At 70.8% G+C, this 16,184-nt stretch carries 16 protein-coding genes; 8 read left to right on the forward strand and 8 right to left on the reverse strand.

Annotation, left to right across the window (positions count from 1 at the left end):
- Positions 1-100 precede the first annotated feature (100 nt).
- The 4 genes from AOM02_RS11725 to dnaA all read right to left on the reverse strand — a co-directional run bounded on the left by AOM02_RS11725 (position 101) and on the right by dnaA (position 5,466).
- Positions 101-691 (reverse strand): DciA family protein, encoded by a 591-nt coding sequence (locus AOM02_RS11725; protein ID WP_062299351.1) that lies wholly within the window; start codon positions 689-691, stop codon positions 101-103.
- On the reverse strand, positions 684-1,808 hold the full coding sequence (gene recF / locus AOM02_RS11730) for a DNA replication/repair protein RecF (RefSeq protein WP_062299354.1): 1,125 nt from the start codon (positions 1,806-1,808) through the stop codon (positions 684-686). Before recF ends, AOM02_RS11725 begins: the two co-directional genes overlap by 8 nt.
- Entirely contained in the window at positions 1,808-2,935 is a 1,128-nt protein-coding gene (gene dnaN / locus AOM02_RS11735) for a DNA polymerase III subunit beta (RefSeq protein WP_062299357.1), read from the reverse strand. The genes recF and dnaN overlap by 1 nt, the downstream gene beginning before the upstream one ends.
- Positions 2,936-4,074: 1,139 nt before the next feature.
- A complete protein-coding gene (gene dnaA / locus AOM02_RS11740; protein WP_062299360.1) occupies positions 4,075-5,466 on the reverse strand; it encodes a chromosomal replication initiator protein DnaA in 1,392 nt (463 codons plus the stop codon).
- Positions 5,467-5,700: 234 nt separating this feature from the next.
- On the opposite strand from dnaA, the gene rpmH reads away from it, so the two are divergent.
- The 8 genes from rpmH (at position 5,701) to AOM02_RS11780 (ending at position 10,880) form a co-directional block, all read left to right on the forward strand.
- Positions 5,701-5,838 carry a 50S ribosomal protein L34 gene (gene rpmH / locus AOM02_RS11745; RefSeq protein WP_062299363.1) on the forward strand — a complete coding sequence of 46 codons (138 nt, stop codon included), beginning with the start codon at positions 5,701-5,703 and terminating at the stop codon, positions 5,836-5,838.
- Between the two features lie 53 nt (positions 5,839-5,891).
- Positions 5,892-6,185, forward strand: a complete 294-nt coding sequence (gene rnpA, locus AOM02_RS11750; RefSeq protein WP_439644655.1) for a ribonuclease P protein component — start codon at positions 5,892-5,894, stop codon at positions 6,183-6,185.
- Positions 6,182-6,478 carry a membrane protein insertion efficiency factor YidD gene (gene yidD, locus AOM02_RS11755; protein WP_082099449.1) on the forward strand — a complete coding sequence of 99 codons (297 nt, stop codon included), beginning with the start codon at positions 6,182-6,184 and terminating at the stop codon, positions 6,476-6,478. The genes rnpA and yidD overlap by 4 nt, the downstream gene beginning before the upstream one ends.
- A gap of 8 nt (positions 6,479-6,486) precedes the next feature.
- Positions 6,487-7,479, forward strand: coding sequence for a membrane protein insertase YidC (gene yidC, locus AOM02_RS11760; protein ID WP_062299367.1), 993 nt, complete (start codon positions 6,487-6,489; stop codon positions 7,477-7,479).
- The gene (locus tag AOM02_RS11765) at positions 7,476-7,955 is read left to right on the forward strand and encodes a Jag family protein (protein WP_062299369.1); all 480 of its coding nucleotides are present in this window, start codon (positions 7,476-7,478) and stop codon (positions 7,953-7,955) included. The genes yidC and AOM02_RS11765 overlap by 4 nt, the downstream gene beginning before the upstream one ends.
- 19 nt (positions 7,956-7,974) lie before the next feature.
- Complete coding sequence (gene rsmG, locus AOM02_RS11770; RefSeq protein WP_062299372.1) at positions 7,975-8,616, forward strand: 16S rRNA (guanine(527)-N(7))-methyltransferase RsmG; 642 nt, start codon at positions 7,975-7,977, stop codon at positions 8,614-8,616.
- 282 nt (positions 8,617-8,898) lie between these two features.
- The gene (locus tag AOM02_RS11775; protein WP_228373841.1) at positions 8,899-9,891 is read left to right on the forward strand and encodes a ParA family protein; all 993 of its coding nucleotides are present in this window, start codon (positions 8,899-8,901) and stop codon (positions 9,889-9,891) included.
- Positions 9,888-10,880, forward strand: a complete 993-nt coding sequence (locus AOM02_RS11780; protein WP_062299377.1) for a ParB/RepB/Spo0J family partition protein — start codon at positions 9,888-9,890, stop codon at positions 10,878-10,880. Before AOM02_RS11775 ends, AOM02_RS11780 begins: the two co-directional genes overlap by 4 nt.
- Positions 10,881-10,950: 70 nt before the next feature.
- Here AOM02_RS11780 and AOM02_RS11785 read toward each other — a convergent pair whose 3' ends face one another.
- From AOM02_RS11785 to AOM02_RS11800, 4 genes are all read right to left on the reverse strand, one after another.
- Positions 10,951-11,895 carry a D-alanine--D-alanine ligase family protein gene (locus tag AOM02_RS11785; protein ID WP_062299380.1) on the reverse strand — a complete coding sequence of 315 codons (945 nt, stop codon included), beginning with the start codon at positions 11,893-11,895 and terminating at the stop codon, positions 10,951-10,953.
- Positions 11,896-11,908: 13 nt separating this feature from the next.
- Complete coding sequence (locus tag AOM02_RS11790; RefSeq protein WP_062299382.1) at positions 11,909-13,219, reverse strand: aminotransferase-like domain-containing protein; 1,311 nt, start codon at positions 13,217-13,219, stop codon at positions 11,909-11,911.
- Positions 13,220-13,298: 79 nt separating this feature from the next.
- Complete coding sequence (gene trxB / locus AOM02_RS11795) at positions 13,299-14,618, reverse strand: thioredoxin-disulfide reductase (RefSeq protein WP_082105081.1); 1,320 nt, start codon at positions 14,616-14,618, stop codon at positions 13,299-13,301.
- 112 nt (positions 14,619-14,730) lie between these two features.
- Positions 14,731-16,155 (reverse strand): protein kinase family protein, encoded by a 1,425-nt coding sequence (locus AOM02_RS11800; RefSeq protein ID WP_169746633.1) that lies wholly within the window; start codon positions 16,153-16,155, stop codon positions 14,731-14,733.
- Positions 16,156-16,184 lie beyond the last annotated feature (29 nt).

A 16,184-nucleotide genomic window follows, 5' to 3' on the forward strand; every position in this document is an offset into this window, starting at 1 on the left:
CATCAAGGGTAGATGGGTTCTGACACTTAGTGTCACCAGATCCGATGTGCGTTCTGTCACACAATGTCCGATTCGGGGCGAGGGGACGATGCGGGAGTTCTCACCCGTAGGTATCGCGCGGACCGCGGCCCTTCACGGTGCGCGGGCCCTTGGTCCATGACCGGGCCGTGGGGCCGAGCACCTTGAGCTCCTTGACGATTTCCCGCCCGAACTCCTCGTTGATCCGGTGGCGGATCTGCCCCGACATCATTTGCAGCTGCGTCGCCCAGGCCGTCGACGTGGCCTTCACCGTCAGCACGCCCTCGTCGAAGCCGAGCGGCTCGCAGTGGTCGGCGATCCGGTCGCCGATGACGTCGCGCCAGCGGCCGGTCACCGACGACACCTCGATCTGCTCCGTCCACCCCATGCGCCGCAGCAGCGATGCCACCGCATCGCTCATCGGCTGCGGGTCCCGGCCGTTCGTGTACGGCTGGGTCGAGCGTCGCGCCTCCTCACGCTGGACCCGGCCGCGCTTGGCGCTCGTGCGGCGCGCGCCACGCTGGCGTGCGGCCTGACGCGCGCGCTCCATCGCCTCGCGGGCGAGCCGTGACGCGTCGCCGGGCACCAGCGGATCCTCGGCATCCTGGGTGCTGCCAGGGGTGACGTCCTCGCCGGCCTCGGCCGCCGCATCGTCCGGCCGCTCGTCACTCATCGCCCACCCGGCCCTTCGTCACCGGGATGACCCGGCCCGCGAGGGCCTCAGGGACGTCCTCCGCGACGGCCGCGGTGATGAGCACCTGGCTCGCGCGCTCGAGCCTCGCGGCCAGCGCGGCGCGACGGCCGGCGTCGAGCTCGGCGAACACGTCATCGAGGATGAGGACCGGCTCGCCGTCGTCGTCGGAGTCGGGCCCGGTGTCCGACGTGAGCAGGTCGTACGTGCCGACGCGCAGCGCCAGGGCGCAGGACCAGGACTCGCCGTGGCTCGCGTAGCCCTTGGCGGGCATGCCGGCGAGCCGGATCTCGAGGTCGTCGCGATGGGGTCCCGCGAGGGTGACGCCACGGTCGAGCTCCTTGGGACGGACCTCCCGCAGGCGCTCGAGGAGCAGCTCGCCGATCTCGGCCGACGCCTCCGGCAGGTCATCTGCCAGGGACGTCGCATAGGAGATGGCACAGTCGCCGCCGTCGGGAGCGACATCCTGGTAGGCGGCCCAGACGTGCGGCGCGAGCGCCGCGACCGCGCGCAGCCGCGCCGCCACGATGCGTCCGCCGAGCTCCGCGAGCTTTTCGTCCCAGATGTCGAGCATGGTGAGGTCGCCGCGGGCGTGGCGGGCCGACTTCAGCATCGAGGTGCGCTGGCGCAGGACCCGCTCGTAGTCGGAGAGGTCGCCGGCGAGGGCCGGCTGCAGCGCGACGCACAGCTCGTCGAGGAACGCCCGCCGGCCCGACGGATCGCCCTTGACGAGCGCCAGGTCCTCGGGTGCGAACAGCACGGTCCGCAGGATCCCGATGAGGTCCCGCGGCCGTGCCGCGCCACGGTTGAGCCGCGCGGTGTTCGCCCGCCCCTGGTTCAGCGTGACCTCGAGCCCCAGCGACCGCCCGGCCTTCTCGACCTTCGCGCGCACGATGGCGCGCTCGGCGCCGAAGCGGATCAGCGGACCGTCGCTCGCGACGCGATGCGAGCCAAGGACGGACAAGTACCGGACCGCCTCGACGAGGTTGGTCTTGCCCTGGCCGTTGCGGCCGACGAACGTGGTGACGCCCGGTCCGAGCTCGACGTCTGCCTCGGGGTACGAGCGGAAGTCGGCGAGCTGGACGTGGGTGACGCGCACTAGGAGGCGATGCGGATGGGCACCAGCAGGTAGCGGAAGTCCGCCGCGACCTCGCCGCCGGGCTCGGACAGGCCCACGAACTCGACCGGCTTGGTCTCCTGCGTGAAGCCGAACTGGACGAAGTCGGTGCCGAGCGCGGTCAGGCCGTCGAGCAGGTACTGCGGGTTGAACGCGACGGTGATCGCGTCGCCGTGCAGGTGCGCGGTGAGGGCCTCGGATGCCTGGGCGTCGTCGGACTGGCCGGCGTCGAGCGTGACCTCGCCCTCCGCGAAGGCGAGCCGGACCGACGAGTTGCGCTCGGCGACGAGCGCGACGCGACGGGTGGCGTCGATGAGGTCCTGGGTGCGGACGGTCGCCGTGATGGGGCTGGACTCCGGGAAGAGGCGGCGCACCTGGGGGTAGTCGCCGTCCATCAGCAGGGAGGTGGTGACGAGGCCGCCGGCCTCGAAGCCGATGAGGTCCATGCCCTGACCCGAGCTGAGCGCGACCGTGACGTCGCCGGAACCCAGGGACTTCGCCGTGTCGGCGAGCGTCTTGGCGCGCACGAGCGCGATGGCGCTGATGTCGGGCTTCGACGGCGTCCACTCGAGCTCGCGCAGCGCGAGACGGTAGCGGTCGGTCGCGAGCAGCGAGATGTGCGAGCCCTCGATCTCGACGCGGACGCCCGTGAGGATCGGCAGGGTCTCGTCGCGCGACGCGGCGGAGGTCACCTGGGCGACCGCCTGCTGCAGCGTCGAGCCGTCGATGGTGCCCGAGTGCTCGGGGAGCTCGGGCAGCGACGGGTACTGGTCCACGGGCATCGTGGCGAGCGTGAAGCGCGAGGCGCCGCAGGTCACCGAGACCTTGGTGCCCTCGAGCGACAGCTGCACGGGCTTGTGAGGAAGCGCGTTCGCGATCTCGCGGAGCAGGCGGCCGCTGACGAGCACCTCGCCGGCCTCCTCGACGTCGGCGGGGAACTCACCACGCGCGGACACCTCGTAGTCGAAGCTCGCCAGACGCACGAGTCCCTCGGAGTCCGCGGTGATGCGGACGCCGGCGAGAACGGGGACCGGGGGGCGTGCCGGCACGGCACGCGACGTCCATGCGACGGCGTCCGCCAGGACGTCGCGCTCGACGGTGAACTTCATGCTTGCTCCTCAGGTTTGAGCACAGACTATGCCACGGGTCGGACGTTGCCGGTAGGCGCCTCCGGGCGGCGGACGGGCCGCGGGGCGCGGACCTCGATGAAGGTCATGTGGACAATGGATCAGAGAGGGGCTCGTAGTCGTATTAGGGCCCGTGGATTCTGTGGAATCCGATCATCAGCGCTGGAAATCACAGGAATCCGGATGTGTGATTCCTGAGGGCGGAACCTGGGGATGGCCGGAACGGCCCGGGGACGAGCCGTCGACCGGCCACAGGATCCCTGTAGTTCTTCACAATGCGTCCCCTGTGGACGGAGCACGTCATCCACGGGCATCCACAGACTTTTCCACAATTGTGAGGGAACGGGGCCGCAAAGGCCGCAGAACGGCCATGACGGCCGATGAGGGGCACGCCCGGGCGGGCTCGGGTGGCGTGCCGCCGCCACGGCGAAGTCGTGGATGACCCCGGGGACGATGCGCGGGAGGAGCGTTCCTGACGAACGAATCGGCCCCTTCGCGCTGGATTCGGGGGCGGAGCTTCGGGCCGGCGCGAGGTCGTTGCGGGCCCCGAGCCGCCTGGAGGGCCGGAATCGTGCGTCAGGACGCGTCGTGAGCCGGGCGTCGGGCGACGCCGCCGCGACGTGGCAGGGCAGCTCCGTCCGCGGGGACGGGAGGCGCGCGCACGATGCGGCGCCACGGCCCGCGAGGACGCTTCCTGACGAACGAATCGGCCCGTCGGCGGGCCGGCGGTGGCGGCGCCCGGATCCGAGGCCCGAATCGTGCGTCAGGGCGGCACGAGACGGGGAGGGGCCGGGGAGGCCGCCGGATGGGCCCGGAGACGGGCTGTGAGGGCCGCGGAGGCCGTCGACGGCCATGGGTCCGGCACGACGGCTCCTGACGCACGATTCCGGGCTTCCGCGGCCCGGGCGCCGGCGCATCGTCCCGATGCCCCGGAATCGTTGTCCAGGAGGGCTCAGGACGGCTGCCCCGCCACGGCGACGCGTGCGGACCGGCCGGTGCGGCCGCGGCCCGTGGTGGCGCGCGCATCGTCCCGTCGCGCGAGGATGCCGCCCAGGGCACGATTCGGCCCCTCCGGCGTCGTGGCGGACGCGGGAGGGGCCGAATCGTTCGTCAGGAGCCGATCAGGCGCGCGACTGCTTGATGCGCGCGTGGATCTCGTTGACCTGGTTGTACATCTGACGGCGCTGGGCGATCTGGTCCTCGACCTTCTTGACCGCGTACATCACCGTGGTGTGGTCCTTGCCGCCGAAGTGCTCGCCGATCTTGGGGAGCGACAGGTCGGTGAGCTGCCGGCACAGGTACATGGCGATCTGGCGGGCCGTCACGAAGACGCGCGAGCGGCTGGTGCCGGTGAGGTCCTCGATCGAGATGCCGAAGTACTCGGCCGTCTTGCCGATGATCGCGGCGGCCGTGATCTCCGAGTCGTCGTCGGAGATGAGGTCCTTGAGCACCACCTGCGCGAGCGAGAGGTCGACGGGCTGACGGTTCAGCGCCGCGAAGGCCGTGACGCGGATCAGCGCGCCCTCGAGCTCGCGGATGTTGCTCGTGATGTTCGACGCGATGTACTCGAGCACGTCGGACGGCGCCTGCACCGCGTCCGCGGCCGCCTTCTTCCGGAGGATCGCGATACGCGTCTCGAGGTCCGGCGGCTGGACGTCGGTCATGAGGCCCCACTCGAAGCGGGTCCGCATGCGCTCCTCGATGCCGTCGAGGTTGCGCGGGCTCACGTCCGAGGTGATGACCACATGCTTGCCGGCGTTGTGCAGCGCGTTGAAGGTGTGGAAGAACTCCTCGAGCGTCTGCTCCTTGCCCTGCAGGAACTGGATGTCGTCGATGAGGAGGACGTCGACCTCGCGGTACGTGCGCTTGAAGCTCAGCGAGCGGTCGTCGCGGATCGAGTTGATGAAGTCGTTGGTGAACTCTTCGGAGTTCACGTAGCGCACGCGGGTCTGCGGCTTGAGATGCCTGGTGTAGTGGCCGATCGCGTGCAGCAGGTGGGTCTTGCCCAGACCGGAGCCGCCGTAGATGAACAGCGGGTTGTACGTCTTGCCCGGCGACTCGGCGACCGCGAGGGCCGCCGCGTGCGCGAACCGGTTGGACGGCCCGATGACGAACGTGTCGAACGTGTAGCGCGGGTTGAGGTGCGGGTCCTCGACCACCGGCTTGGGCTCCGGCTGCGGGCGGCGCATCTGCGGGCGCGGCGCCTCGTCCGCCTCGTCCTCGCTGGGCTCCGGCGGCGACACCGAGGCGTCGACCGTCACCGCGATGCGGACGTCGCGCCCGAGCACGTCGCTCAGGGCCTCCGTCACGGAACCGCGCAGCGTCGTCTCGACATAGTTCTTGGTGAAGTCCTCGGCCACGGCGAGGAAGACGTTGTCCTCCACGACCGCGAGCGGCTTGACGAGCCGGAGGAACGATCGATTCTGCGCGCTCAGCGCGCCGTCGTCAGCCAGGACGTCGAGGGCTCCTCGCCACACTGCGTCGATCGACTCCGAGGCAGGCTCTGCCGCCACTGGCCGTCACCCCCAAGTACTTTCCACAGCGTTTCTCACAGTCGGTGCATGGCTGGACACCGGTTCGTTACCGCGTATCCGCGTGTCGGTCACCTGGCGTCCGGCCGTGATGGTGGAGCCTATCCTGTTCGGGTCGCACGCCCCAAGACCGGGGCGCGATTTGACCCTTGTCATGGGTTACGCGTAACGTTAGTGCGCTGATTTGACCATGCCCTAAAACCTGTGGAGTGACCCGTGAGCAAGCGGACTTTCCAGCCGAACAACCGCAAGCGTGCCAAGACGCACGGCTTCCGTCTGCGCATGCGCACGCGTGCCGGCCGCTCGATCCTGGCCACGCGCCGTCGCAAGGGCCGCGGCAAGCTCTCGGCCTGAGGTTGCTGCCGGCCGACGCGCGCCTGCGATCGTCCGCGGACTTCCGGTCCGCGATGCGATCGGGGGTCCGTAGCGGTCGGCGCACCGTCGTGGTGCACGTGGCGCTAACCGGCGATGCTCGACGCATGGCCGGTTTCGCTGTTTCTAAGGCGGTAGGAGGTGCCGTGATCCGCAATCGCGTCAAGCGACGCCTGCGCGCGATCACCGCGTCGCGTCTCGACGACCTGCCCGCGGGCACGTCCGTCGTGATCCGCGCGCTTCCCGCCGCCGCGACCGCGACCTTCGCCGAGCTCGAGACCGACGTCGACGGCGCGCTGCGCCAGGCCGTCGCCAAGGCGGCACGATGACCGTCGCCGGCAGCGCCCTGTCCGGGCTGATCCGCGGATACCAGCGGACCATCTCCCCGTTGACCGGCGCGCGCTGCAAGTACCATCCCACCTGCTCGCACTTCGCCCTTGAGGCGATCGAGGTGCACGGCGCCGTCGTGGGATCCGGTCTCGCGACGTGGCGGCTGCTGCGCTGCAACCCCTGGAGCAACGGTGGCGTCGACGACGTCCCGGCGAAGGGGGAGCGGCTATTTCGTCTTACGAGGAATAATGCCGCGATGCTGACCGAACCGACCTCTGCCCGGCCGATCTAAGGACAACAGTGGACACTCTGCTCTACCCGCTCGAGTGGGTGGTCGCCAACATCGTGGTGATCTGGCACCAGATCTGGAGCTTCATCGGCCTGGATCCGGCGTCCGGCGTCACGTGGGCCCTGGCGATCGTCGGCCTCGTGGTCACCATCCGTGCGGCGCTGATCCCGCTCTTCGTCAAGCAGATCAAGGCGTCGCGCGCGATGCAGATGATCGCGCCGGACCTCAAGAAGGTCCAGGACAAGTACAAGGGCAAGAAGGACCAGGCGTCCCGCGAGGCGATGAGCCGCGAGACGATGGAGCTGTACGCCAAGCACAAGACGAACCCGTTCGCCTCGTGCCTGCCGATGCTGGTCCAGGCGCCGATCTTCTTCGCGCTGTTCCGCGTCCTCAACTACAACCTGGGCGGCGACAACGGCCCGATCGGCCTGCTCTCGCAGGAGCTGATCGACCAGGCGCGCGACGCGACGCTGCTCGGTGCGCACCTCAGCGAGACGTTCTTCAACTCCGAGGGCATGTCCGCGAAGATCGTCTCGGCGCTGCTGATCGTCGCCATGGTGGCGACCACCTTCATCACGCAGCACCAGCTCACGCGGAAGAACCTGCCCGCCTCCGCCCTCGAGGGCCCGATGGCGCAGCAGCAGAAGATCCTCATGTACGCGCTGCCGTTCATCTTCGTGATCACCGGCCCGAACTTCCCGGTCGGCGTCCTCATCTACTGGACCACCACGAACCTGTGGACGCTGGGCCAGCAGTGGTACGTGATCCGCAACAACCCGACGCCGGGCTCCGAGGCCGAGCGCATCCACAAGGAGCGCCTCGCGGCCAAGGCGGCGAAGCGCGCCGAGCGCCGCGGTGAGGACCCCACCGCCGTGATCGAGGCGGAGGCCGTGGTGGAGGAGGAGACCAAGCGCTCCGGCCAGCGCCAGCAGCCCAAGCGCAAGAATCGTGGCGGCAGCAAGCCGCAGGCCCTGCCGGCCGACGACACCAAGGACGAGTCATGACCGACAACATCAAGAAGCTCGAGGCCGAGGGCGACGTCGCCGCGGACTTCCTCGAGGAGTTCCTCGACATCCTCGACATGGATGGCGACATCGACATCTCCGTCGAGGCCGGCCGCGCCAAGGTCGCGATCGTCGCCGACGGCCCGAGCCAGGACCTCAAGCGTCTGGTCGGACCGGACGGCGAGGTGCTCGAGGCGCTGCAGGACCTCACGCGTCTGGCGGTGCAGTCTGACACCGGCGAGGTGAGCCGCCTCATGCTCGACATCGCCGACTTCCGCTCGGGTCGCCGTGAGCGTCTGGCGGAGCAGGCCCGCGAGGCGGTCGCGAAGGTGCGCGAGTCCGGTGCCCGTGTCTCCCTCCCGGCCATGAACGCGTTCGAGCGCAAGGTCGTCCACGACGTCGTGCTCGAGGCCGGCCTGGCCTCGGAGTCCGAGGGCGAGGACCCGCAGCGCTACGTCGTGGTCCTCCCGGCCTGACGTTTCACGTGAAACAACGATGACCGATCAGCTCCTGAGCGACGACCCGCTGCACGACTCCGCCGAGGTCCGCGAGTACTTCGGCGACGTCTACCCGCGGGTGCGCGCCTTCGCGGAGCTGCTCGGCGACCAGGGCGTCGAGCGGGGTTTGATCGGTCCCCGCGAGGTGGGACGCCTGTGGGAGCGTCACATCCTCAACTCGGCCGCGCTCGCACCGTTCCTGGGGGAGGGCAGGGTCGCGGACGTCGGCTCGGGCGCCGGCCTCCCCGGCATGGTCCTGGCCGCGATGGACCCGGACCGCGACTACGTCCTCATCGAGCCGATGGAACGCCGCACCCAGTGGCTCTTCGAGGCCGCCCGCGACTGCGGGATCGACAACGTGCGGATCCTGCGCGGGCGCGCGGAGGAGGTCGTCGAGTCGGTCGAGGCGGACGTCGTCACCGCGCGAGCCGTAGCGGCGATCGACAAGCTCGTGAAGTGGTGCAGCCCGCTGCTCGCACCCGACGGCCGCTTCGTCCTCCTCAAGGGCAGGAGCGCCGGCGACGAGCTCGAGCGCGCCAAGTACACGCTCCGCAAGCACCGCCTGAGCGGAGAGGTGCACACCGCCGGCACCATCGCGGGGGTCGAGCCCACGACCGTCGTGGTGCTTTCCCACAGCTGACCTCCACAGGGTTCTCCACAGCGATTCGTGCGGGGAACGGGGTCGAAAGGGGCGTTTCTCCACAGTTCGCGGCCGGTGGAGAAACAGCGCGGGCCGGTCGCGAGACGGCCCGGACGGCCTGTCGGATCGGGCCCTCGCTGGGGTAGAGTCGTGACCTCTGGGAAGGGTCTCCCGCCTCGATGCCGATGGCGGGAGCATGTGTGTCAGAGCCCATGTTTCACGTGAAACATGGCGAGCGTACGGAGGCCCCGGGCCTCGTCCGCGGGAGAAGAAGGGAACTGCGTGTCCACCGAGCAGTCGCACCACTCGACCATCTCCGAGAAGCTGCAGTCCGCCGGTGAGGCCGCTGTTTCACGTGAAACATCGGATCCGTTCGACGGGCTGGACGAGGACCACGGCAGCCCCCTTGCCGCGCAGATGATGGCGACCGAGCGCCACCGGCGCGCGCTCGAGGAGGCCACCTTCCCGAAGCCCCCGCGCACGCGCGTGATCGCGGTCTCGAACCAGAAGGGCGGCGTGGGGAAGACCACCACGTCGGTGAACGTGGCCGCGGCGCTGGCCAAGCGGGGCGCCAACGTGCTCGTGATCGACGCCGACCCTCAGGGCAACGCCTCCACCGCGCTCGGCGTCGAGCACCGTTCGGGCACGCCGTCGATCTACGACGTCCTGCTCGACGACGTCTCCATGCACACGGTGGCGCAGCGGTGCCCAGACGTCGACACCCTCTGGTGCGTGCCGGCCACCATCGACCTCGCCGGCGCCGACATCGAGCTCGTCTCTGTCGTGCGACGCGAGTTCCGGCTGCACGATGCGCTCAAGAGCCTGCTCGACGGCCCCGGCAAGAACCTGGACTACGTCTTCATCGACTGCCCGCCGAGCCTGGGTCTCCTCACGCTCAACGCGATGGTCGTCGCCAGCGAGGTGCTGATCCCGATTCAGTGCGAGTACTACGCGCTCGAGGGGCTGACCCAGCTGATCAAGACGGTGGAGATGGTCCGCAAGCACCTCAATCCCGGCATCCACGTCTCGACGATCGTGCTGACGATGTACGACGGCCGCACGAACCTCGCGCGCGAGGTGGCGACGGAGGTGCGCGCGCACTTCCCGACGCAGACGCTCGAGCAGACCGTGCCGCGCTCGGTGAGGGTGTCCGAGGCGCCCGGCTTCGGCCAGACCGTCATCACGCACGACCCCCATTCCTCGGGAGCGGTCGCCTACACGGCGATCGCCCGTGACATCGCGGTGCGCGGCGCCGCGGGATCGGAGAGCAAGTGAGCAAGCCGGCGAAGAGGGGCCTGGGTCGCGGCCTGGGTGCGCTGATCCCCACCGAACCCGAGACGCCGGGGCCGGAGCGCCCGCACGACATGTTCTTCTCCGACACCACCGGGGCGATCCCCACGATCACCGAGGTGTCGGAGGACGGCGAGCTGGTCCCCGTTCCCGGGGCGACGTTCGCGCACATCGACCCGTACGCGGTGGTGCCGAACCCGCGCCAGCCGCGCACGGTCTTCGACGAGGACGAGCTCGCGGAGCTGGTGGGCTCGATCAAGGAGATCGGCGTCCTCCAGCCGATCGTGGTGCGCGTCAGCCCCGCCGGTGACGGCTACGAGCTCATCATGGGCGAGCGCCGCCTCCGCGCGTCGAAGGAGGCCGGGCTCACGGAGATCCCCGCGATCATCCGCGAGACCGACGACACGGACCTGCTCCGCGACGCGCTCGTGGAGAACCTCCACCGCAGCCAGCTCAACCCGCTGGAGGAGGCGGCCGCCTACCAGCAGCTCCTCGACGACTTCTCGATCACGCACGAGGAGCTCGCGGCGCGCATCTCCCGCTCCCGTCCGCAGATCTCCAACACCCTGCGCCTCCTGCGCCTGCCGGCCACCGTCCAGCGCCGCGTGGCCGCCGGAGTGCTGAGCGCGGGCCACGCGCGTGCGCTCCTGGGCCTCGACAGCCCGGAGGCGATGGAGCACCTCGCCACGCGCATCGTCGCGGAGGGTCTCTCCGTGCGCGCGACCGAGGAGGCGGTGGCTCTCGGCGTCGAGACGCCGAAGCCGCGGAGGGGAGCGGTGCGCGCCGGTGCGCGGACGCCCGCCCTCGACGATCTCGGCGGGCGCCTGGGCGACCGCTTCGACACGCGCGTCAAGGTCAAGCTCGGGCGTACGAAGGGGTCGATCACCATCGACTTCGCGACCGTCGACGACCTCAACCGCATCGTCGCGATGATCGACCCGAAGGATCCCGGGGTCTTCACCCCCGAGGACTGAGGCCTGCGGCGGGACGATGCGCCGGCCGGGTGGGCCGGTCGCGTTCGCGGGCCCGGCGCGCCGGGGCGCGTCAGACGGTGGCGGCCCGTGAAGCCGCGCCCACGACCAGGTCGCCGTAGACCTCGCCCAGATCCAGGCCGGCCGCCTCGGCGGCCTGCGGGAAGAGCGAGGTCTCGGTCATACCAGGGGCGATGTTGATATCGATGACCTGCGCGCGGCCATCGGGGTCGAGGATGATGTCGACGCGCGAGAGGTCGCGGAGGTCCATGGACCGGTGCACGGCCAGCGCGGTGGCGGCCGCCTGCTGCGCCTGCGCCTCGGTGAGGCGGGCCGGCGCGAAGTACTCGACGCGGCCGGGGTTGTACCGGGCGTCGTAGTCGTACGCGCCCTCGGTGACGGTCTCGACGGCGGGCAGCACCCGCGCATCGTCCCCGCTGCCGAGGACGCTCATCGCGACCTCGGTGCCCTCGATGAAGCGCTCGACCAGCGCGACGTCCCCGTACGCGAAGCAGTGGACCATCGCGCGCGCGAGGTCGGTGCGGTCGCGGACCACGGAGACGCCGAGCGCGGAACCGCCGCGGGCGGGCTTGACGACCACGGGCAGCCCGAAGCGCGACACGATGGTGTCGAGCACCTGCTCGGCGCCCACCTCGCGGAAGAGCGACTGCGGGAGCGTGACGTGGTCCGGGGTGGCCATGCCGGCGCGCCCCATCACGGTCTTCGACACGGCCTTGTTCCATGCGACACGGGCCGGGCCCGAGGCGGTGCCGACGAACGGCACGCCGACGAGCTCGAGCAGCGCCTGCAGCGAGCCGTCCTCGCCGGTGGCACCATGCAGAAGGGGCCAGACGACGTCGATGTGGCCGGCACGCAAGGTCGGCATCAATTCTGTATCAACATCGAGCAAAGAAACCTTCTCGACCTTGCCACGCAGCGCCTCCTGGACGCGGCGACCGCTGCGGATCGAGACATCACGCTCGTGCGACAGGCCGCCGGCGAGGATGAGTGCGTGCATGACGTTCCCTTCGTCAGTACAGGTCGGGCGAGGGGAAGTCGACCGCATCGCCGCGGCCGCCTCCCGAGGTGCCGAAGATGCGGACGGTCTCGAGTTCGGCGTCGACCACGGTCGACAGGCGCCTCACGCCCTCGCGGATGCGCTCCGGCGTGGGGAAGCAGTACGAGAGGCGCATGTGGTCCGTCCCGGAGCCGTCCATGTAGAAGGCGCTGCCCGCCACGTAGGCGACCCGGGCCGTCACGGCGCGCGGCAGCATCTCCTTCGCGTCGAGCCCGTCGGGGAGCTTGACCCACACGTAGAAGCCGCCGTCGGGCACGTTCCAGGAGGCCTCGGGGATGTGCTCGGCGAGCGCCGACACCGTCGCGTCGCGGCGCTCCCGGTACTGCTCGCGGAACTTCTTGATCTGGCCCTGCCAGTCGAAGTGCTCGAGGTACGTCGCGATCGCCATCTGCGACGCGTTGGACGGGCTCAGGATCGCGGCCTCGGAGGCGAGCACCAGCTTCTCGCGCACGGCGTGCGGCGCGACCGCCCAGCCGACGCGGTATCCGGGTGCGAAGGTCTTGGAGAATGACCCCAGGTAGATGACACCTTCGGGGCTCATGGAGCGCATCGCGGGCAGCGGCTCGCTGTCGAAGCCGAGCAGCCCGTAGGGGTTGTCCTCGAGCACCAGGACGCCGTAGCGCTGGCAGATCTCGAGCACCTGGGGCCGGCGCTCGAGCGACAGCGTGACGCCGCCCGGGTTGTGGAAGTTGGGCACGGTGTAGAGGAACTTCACGCGCTTACCGGCCGCGGCGAGGCGTCCGAGCGTCTGCTCCAGTGCCTCGGGGATGAGGCCGTGCGCGTCCATCGGGACGTGGACGACCTCGGCCTCGTGCGCGCGGAAGACGCCGAGCGCGCCCACGTACGACGGCGCCTCGGCGACGATCACGTCGCCCGGATCGATGAAGATCGTGGTGACCAGGTCGAGCGCCTGCTGCGAGCCGGTGGTGACCACCACATCGTCCGGATGTGCCGAGATGCCCTCGAGCGCCATGACCTCGAGGATCTTCTCGCGGAGGGTGACGTCGCCCTGCCCGGAGCCGTACTGGAGCGCCACCTCGCCGTGCTCGACGATGATGCGGCGCGTCATCTCGCCGAGCTCCTCGAGCGGGAGGCCGCCGATGAAGGGCATGCCGCCGGCGAGCGACACCACCTCGGGGCGGCTGGCGACGGCGAAGAGCGCGCGGATCTCGGAGGCGCGCATCTGATGCGCGCGCTGCGCGTACGACCCGAACCAGGGGTCGAGGCGGGTCCCCTCGCGAGGGGTGGGCGTGCCGTCGCTCATGCGGCAAGTCTCTCAGACGGACGGGGGTCCAGCCGTCATGCGGCTGGACCCCCGTCCGGAGAGAGAGGGACGATGCGCGTCAGGCGATGACCTCGTCGAACAGCGCGGCGAGCGCGGGCTTGGGGCGCGCGCCCACGACGGACTTCACGACCTCGCCGCCCTTGAAGAAGCTCATGGTCGGGATCGAGGTCACGCCGTAGGCCATCGCCAGCTGCGGGTTCGCGTCGGTGTCGACCTTGACCACCTTGAGGCGGCCGGCGTACTCCTCGGCGAGCTCGTCCAGCAGCGGGGCCACCGCGCGGCACGGGCCGCACCAGGTGGCCCAGAAGTCGACGACCACGGGGACGTCGGACTGGATGACCTCGGCCTGGAACGTGTCGACCGTCGCGGGCACCGGCGCGGTCGGGAGCTCGGGTGCGGCCTCCTCGGCGGCCGGGGCCTCCTCCGCGACGACCTCCTCGACGACGTCCGCGAGCGAGTCGACGTAGTGCTGGGCGTCGAGGGCGGCGGCGCAGCCGGAGCCGGCGGCGGTGATGGCCTGGCGGTAGCGGTTGTCGACGAGGTCGCCGCACGCGAACACGCCCTCCACGTTCGTGGCGGTGGTGCGGCCGACGACCTGCACGTAGCCGCCCTCGTCGAGGTCGATGACACCCTTGACCAGCTCCGAGCGGGGCTCGTGACCGATCGCGACGAACAGGCCCGTCGCGGCCAGCGTGGACTCCTCACCGGTGACGCGGTTGCGCACGCGCACGCCCTCGAGCTTCGCGTCGCCGTCCAGGCCGAGCACCTCGGAGTTCCACACGAACTCGATCTTCGGGTCCGCGGCGGCACGGTCGGCCATGATCTTCGACGCGCGCAGCTCGTCGCGGCGGTGCACCAGGTACACCTTGGAAGCGAAGCGCGTCAGGAACGTCGCCTCCTCGACCGCGGAGTCGCCACCGCCGACGACCACGACCGTCTGGTCGCGGAAGAAGAACCCGTCACAGGTGGCGCACCACGACACGCCCTTGCCCGACAGACGCTTCTCATCGTCCAGACCGAGCTCGCGGTACGCCGACCCGGTGGCCAGGATGACCGCCTTCGCGGTGAACTCGCCCGACATGCCCGTCACGACCTTCTTCACCGGCCCCTCGAGGTCCAGCGCGGTCGCGTCGTCGAAGATCACCTCGGCGCCGAAGCGCTCGGCCTGCGCCTGCAGCGTCTCCATCAGCTCCGGACCCTGGATGCCCTCCACGAAACCGGGGAAGTTCTCCACCTCGGTGGTGTTCATCAGGGCGCCACCGGCGGTGATCGACCCCGCGATCACCAGCGGATGGAAGCCCGCACGCGCGGCGTAGATGGCGGCGGTGTACCCGGCAGGGCCGGAACCGACGATGATGACGTTGCGGGTCTCGCTCACGGTTGTTCCTCAGTCGATCGATGGGTCGCTCCCGGCAAGCCGGGACGGCGTTCTATGAACAGATGGTAGGGGGACGATGTTCCCCGGGGCACCCGTCTCCTGTTCGGTGCGGTCAGGAGCTCGGATCGGGCGCGGGCGACAGGGTCGCCGTCACCGCCGGGTTCGGGATGCCGGAGGGGTCCTCCTCGATCACGATGTCCGGCGCGAGGGGCGACGCGAGCCAGGTGAGCGCCACCATGACCGCGAGCACGAGACCCGCGATCGCGACGGTCAGCACCACGCGGCTGCCGTTGAGGGGACCGCCGCGGTTGGCGCGCTCCTCGGCCCGGCGAAGGCTTCGGGCGATGCCCTCCGACCGCGGCCACCGCCGGTGCAGCGCCGCCAGCACGAGCTCCCACGTGCCCTGCTCGCGCACGAGGTTCTGCTCGGCGACCATGATCTCGAGGGTGTCGAAGGCCGCCTCGTGGCGATCCGCGGCCTCGGGCGGTGGCGCCACCGCCCGGCCCTCCGCCACGGCGCGCTCCTGCTCGGCGGCGAGCGCGGCCGCCATCGCCAGCTCCTGGGTCGCGGCCTCCTCGGCCGCGATCTCGTCGAGCGCCTCGCGCACGCTGTCGTGGATGTCGTTGTCCGCGAGCTCCGAGGCGCGCGCCTCGTCGACCGCGGTCCGTGCCGCCGCGAGCGTCTCCGCCTCCACGAGGGCCCGCGCGGCCGCGCGCTCCTCCTCGCGTCGCCGCTCCTCCTCCGCCGCCTCACGCTCCGCGCGCTCGGCCGCCTCGCGCTCGAGCCGCGGGGTGAGCGCCAGCCCGTCGACGGCGCTGTCGAAGCCGATGAGCGCCCGGGAGTCCGCGGACACGAGCGCGTCGACCACCGCGGCGATGGTGGTGGGCGCCGCGCCCCGCAGCGCGCGGACCGCGAGGTCGCGGGCGGGCGGCGCGAGGCCGTCCGGAAGATCGTCGGGGGTGCACTCCTCGGGGTCCATGCCCGTGAGCGCCCGCACCAGCAGCAGCGCCAGGGCCCGCGCATCGTCCGCCTCGGACGGCGCGCTCACGAGCCCGGCCTGCGCCGCCGCCTCGCCGTCGACGCCGAGGCCGGCGACGACGACGCGTCCGCGGGACGTCACCGTGATGCACCCGGGCCGCACGAAGCCGTGGGACAGGCCGGCGGCGCGTCCCGCCGCCAGGGCGCGCGCGGCGCCGCCGATGATCGCGATCGCCCGGCGCGCGTCGATGCGGTGGCGGGCGAGCACGTCCGCCAGCACCGCGCCCGGCACGTGCTCGATCGCGACGTAGGTGACCGCGGCGCCGTCGACGGTCTCGCGGCCCGTCGCGACGATGCGCGCGAGGCGCGGGTCGCGCAGGCGCGACGCGCGCATGGCCTCCTTGCGGACCTCGCCCGCCGCGGAGCCGTGGACGATGTCCACCACCGTCCGCCTGCCGAGGCGCGTGTCCTCCGCGAGGTGCCGCTCGATGCCCGGGATGTCGTGGTCGACCTCGTCGAGCAGGGTGAATCGCGCACCCAGCATCGTGCCCGATCTCACCTGTTCCGCACCCCCGGGTCTCGTCCGGC

The sequence above is a fragment of the Demequina maris genome, assembly GCF_000971155.1.
GTDB classification, from domain to species: Bacteria; Actinomycetota; Actinomycetes; order Actinomycetales; family Demequinaceae; genus Demequina; species Demequina maris.

What these genes read in the sequence shown, in the direction of transcription:
- yidD (WP_082099449.1), top strand. Translation starts at nt 6,182, where the DNA reads ATGACCGTCGCCGGCAGCGCCCTGTCCGGGCTGATCCGCGGATACCAG.
- AOM02_RS11725 (WP_062299351.1), bottom strand. Translation starts at nt 691, where the DNA reads ATGAGTGACGAGCGGCCGGACGATGCGGCGGCCGAGGCCGGCGAGGAC.
- AOM02_RS11785 (WP_062299380.1), bottom strand. Translation starts at nt 11,895, where the DNA reads ATGCACGCACTCATCCTCGCCGGCGGCCTGTCGCACGAGCGTGATGTC.
- rnpA (WP_439644655.1), top strand. Translation starts at nt 5,892, where the DNA reads ATGCGATCGGGGGTCCGTAGCGGTCGGCGCACCGTCGTGGTGCACGTG.
- AOM02_RS11790 (WP_062299382.1), bottom strand. Translation starts at nt 13,219, where the DNA reads ATGAGCGACGGCACGCCCACCCCTCGCGAGGGGACCCGCCTCGACCCC.
- rsmG (WP_062299372.1), top strand. Translation starts at nt 7,975, where the DNA reads ATGACCGATCAGCTCCTGAGCGACGACCCGCTGCACGACTCCGCCGAG.
- AOM02_RS11765 (WP_062299369.1), top strand. Translation starts at nt 7,476, where the DNA reads ATGACCGACAACATCAAGAAGCTCGAGGCCGAGGGCGACGTCGCCGCG.
- dnaN (WP_062299357.1), bottom strand. Translation starts at nt 2,935, where the DNA reads ATGAAGTTCACCGTCGAGCGCGACGTCCTGGCGGACGCCGTCGCATGG.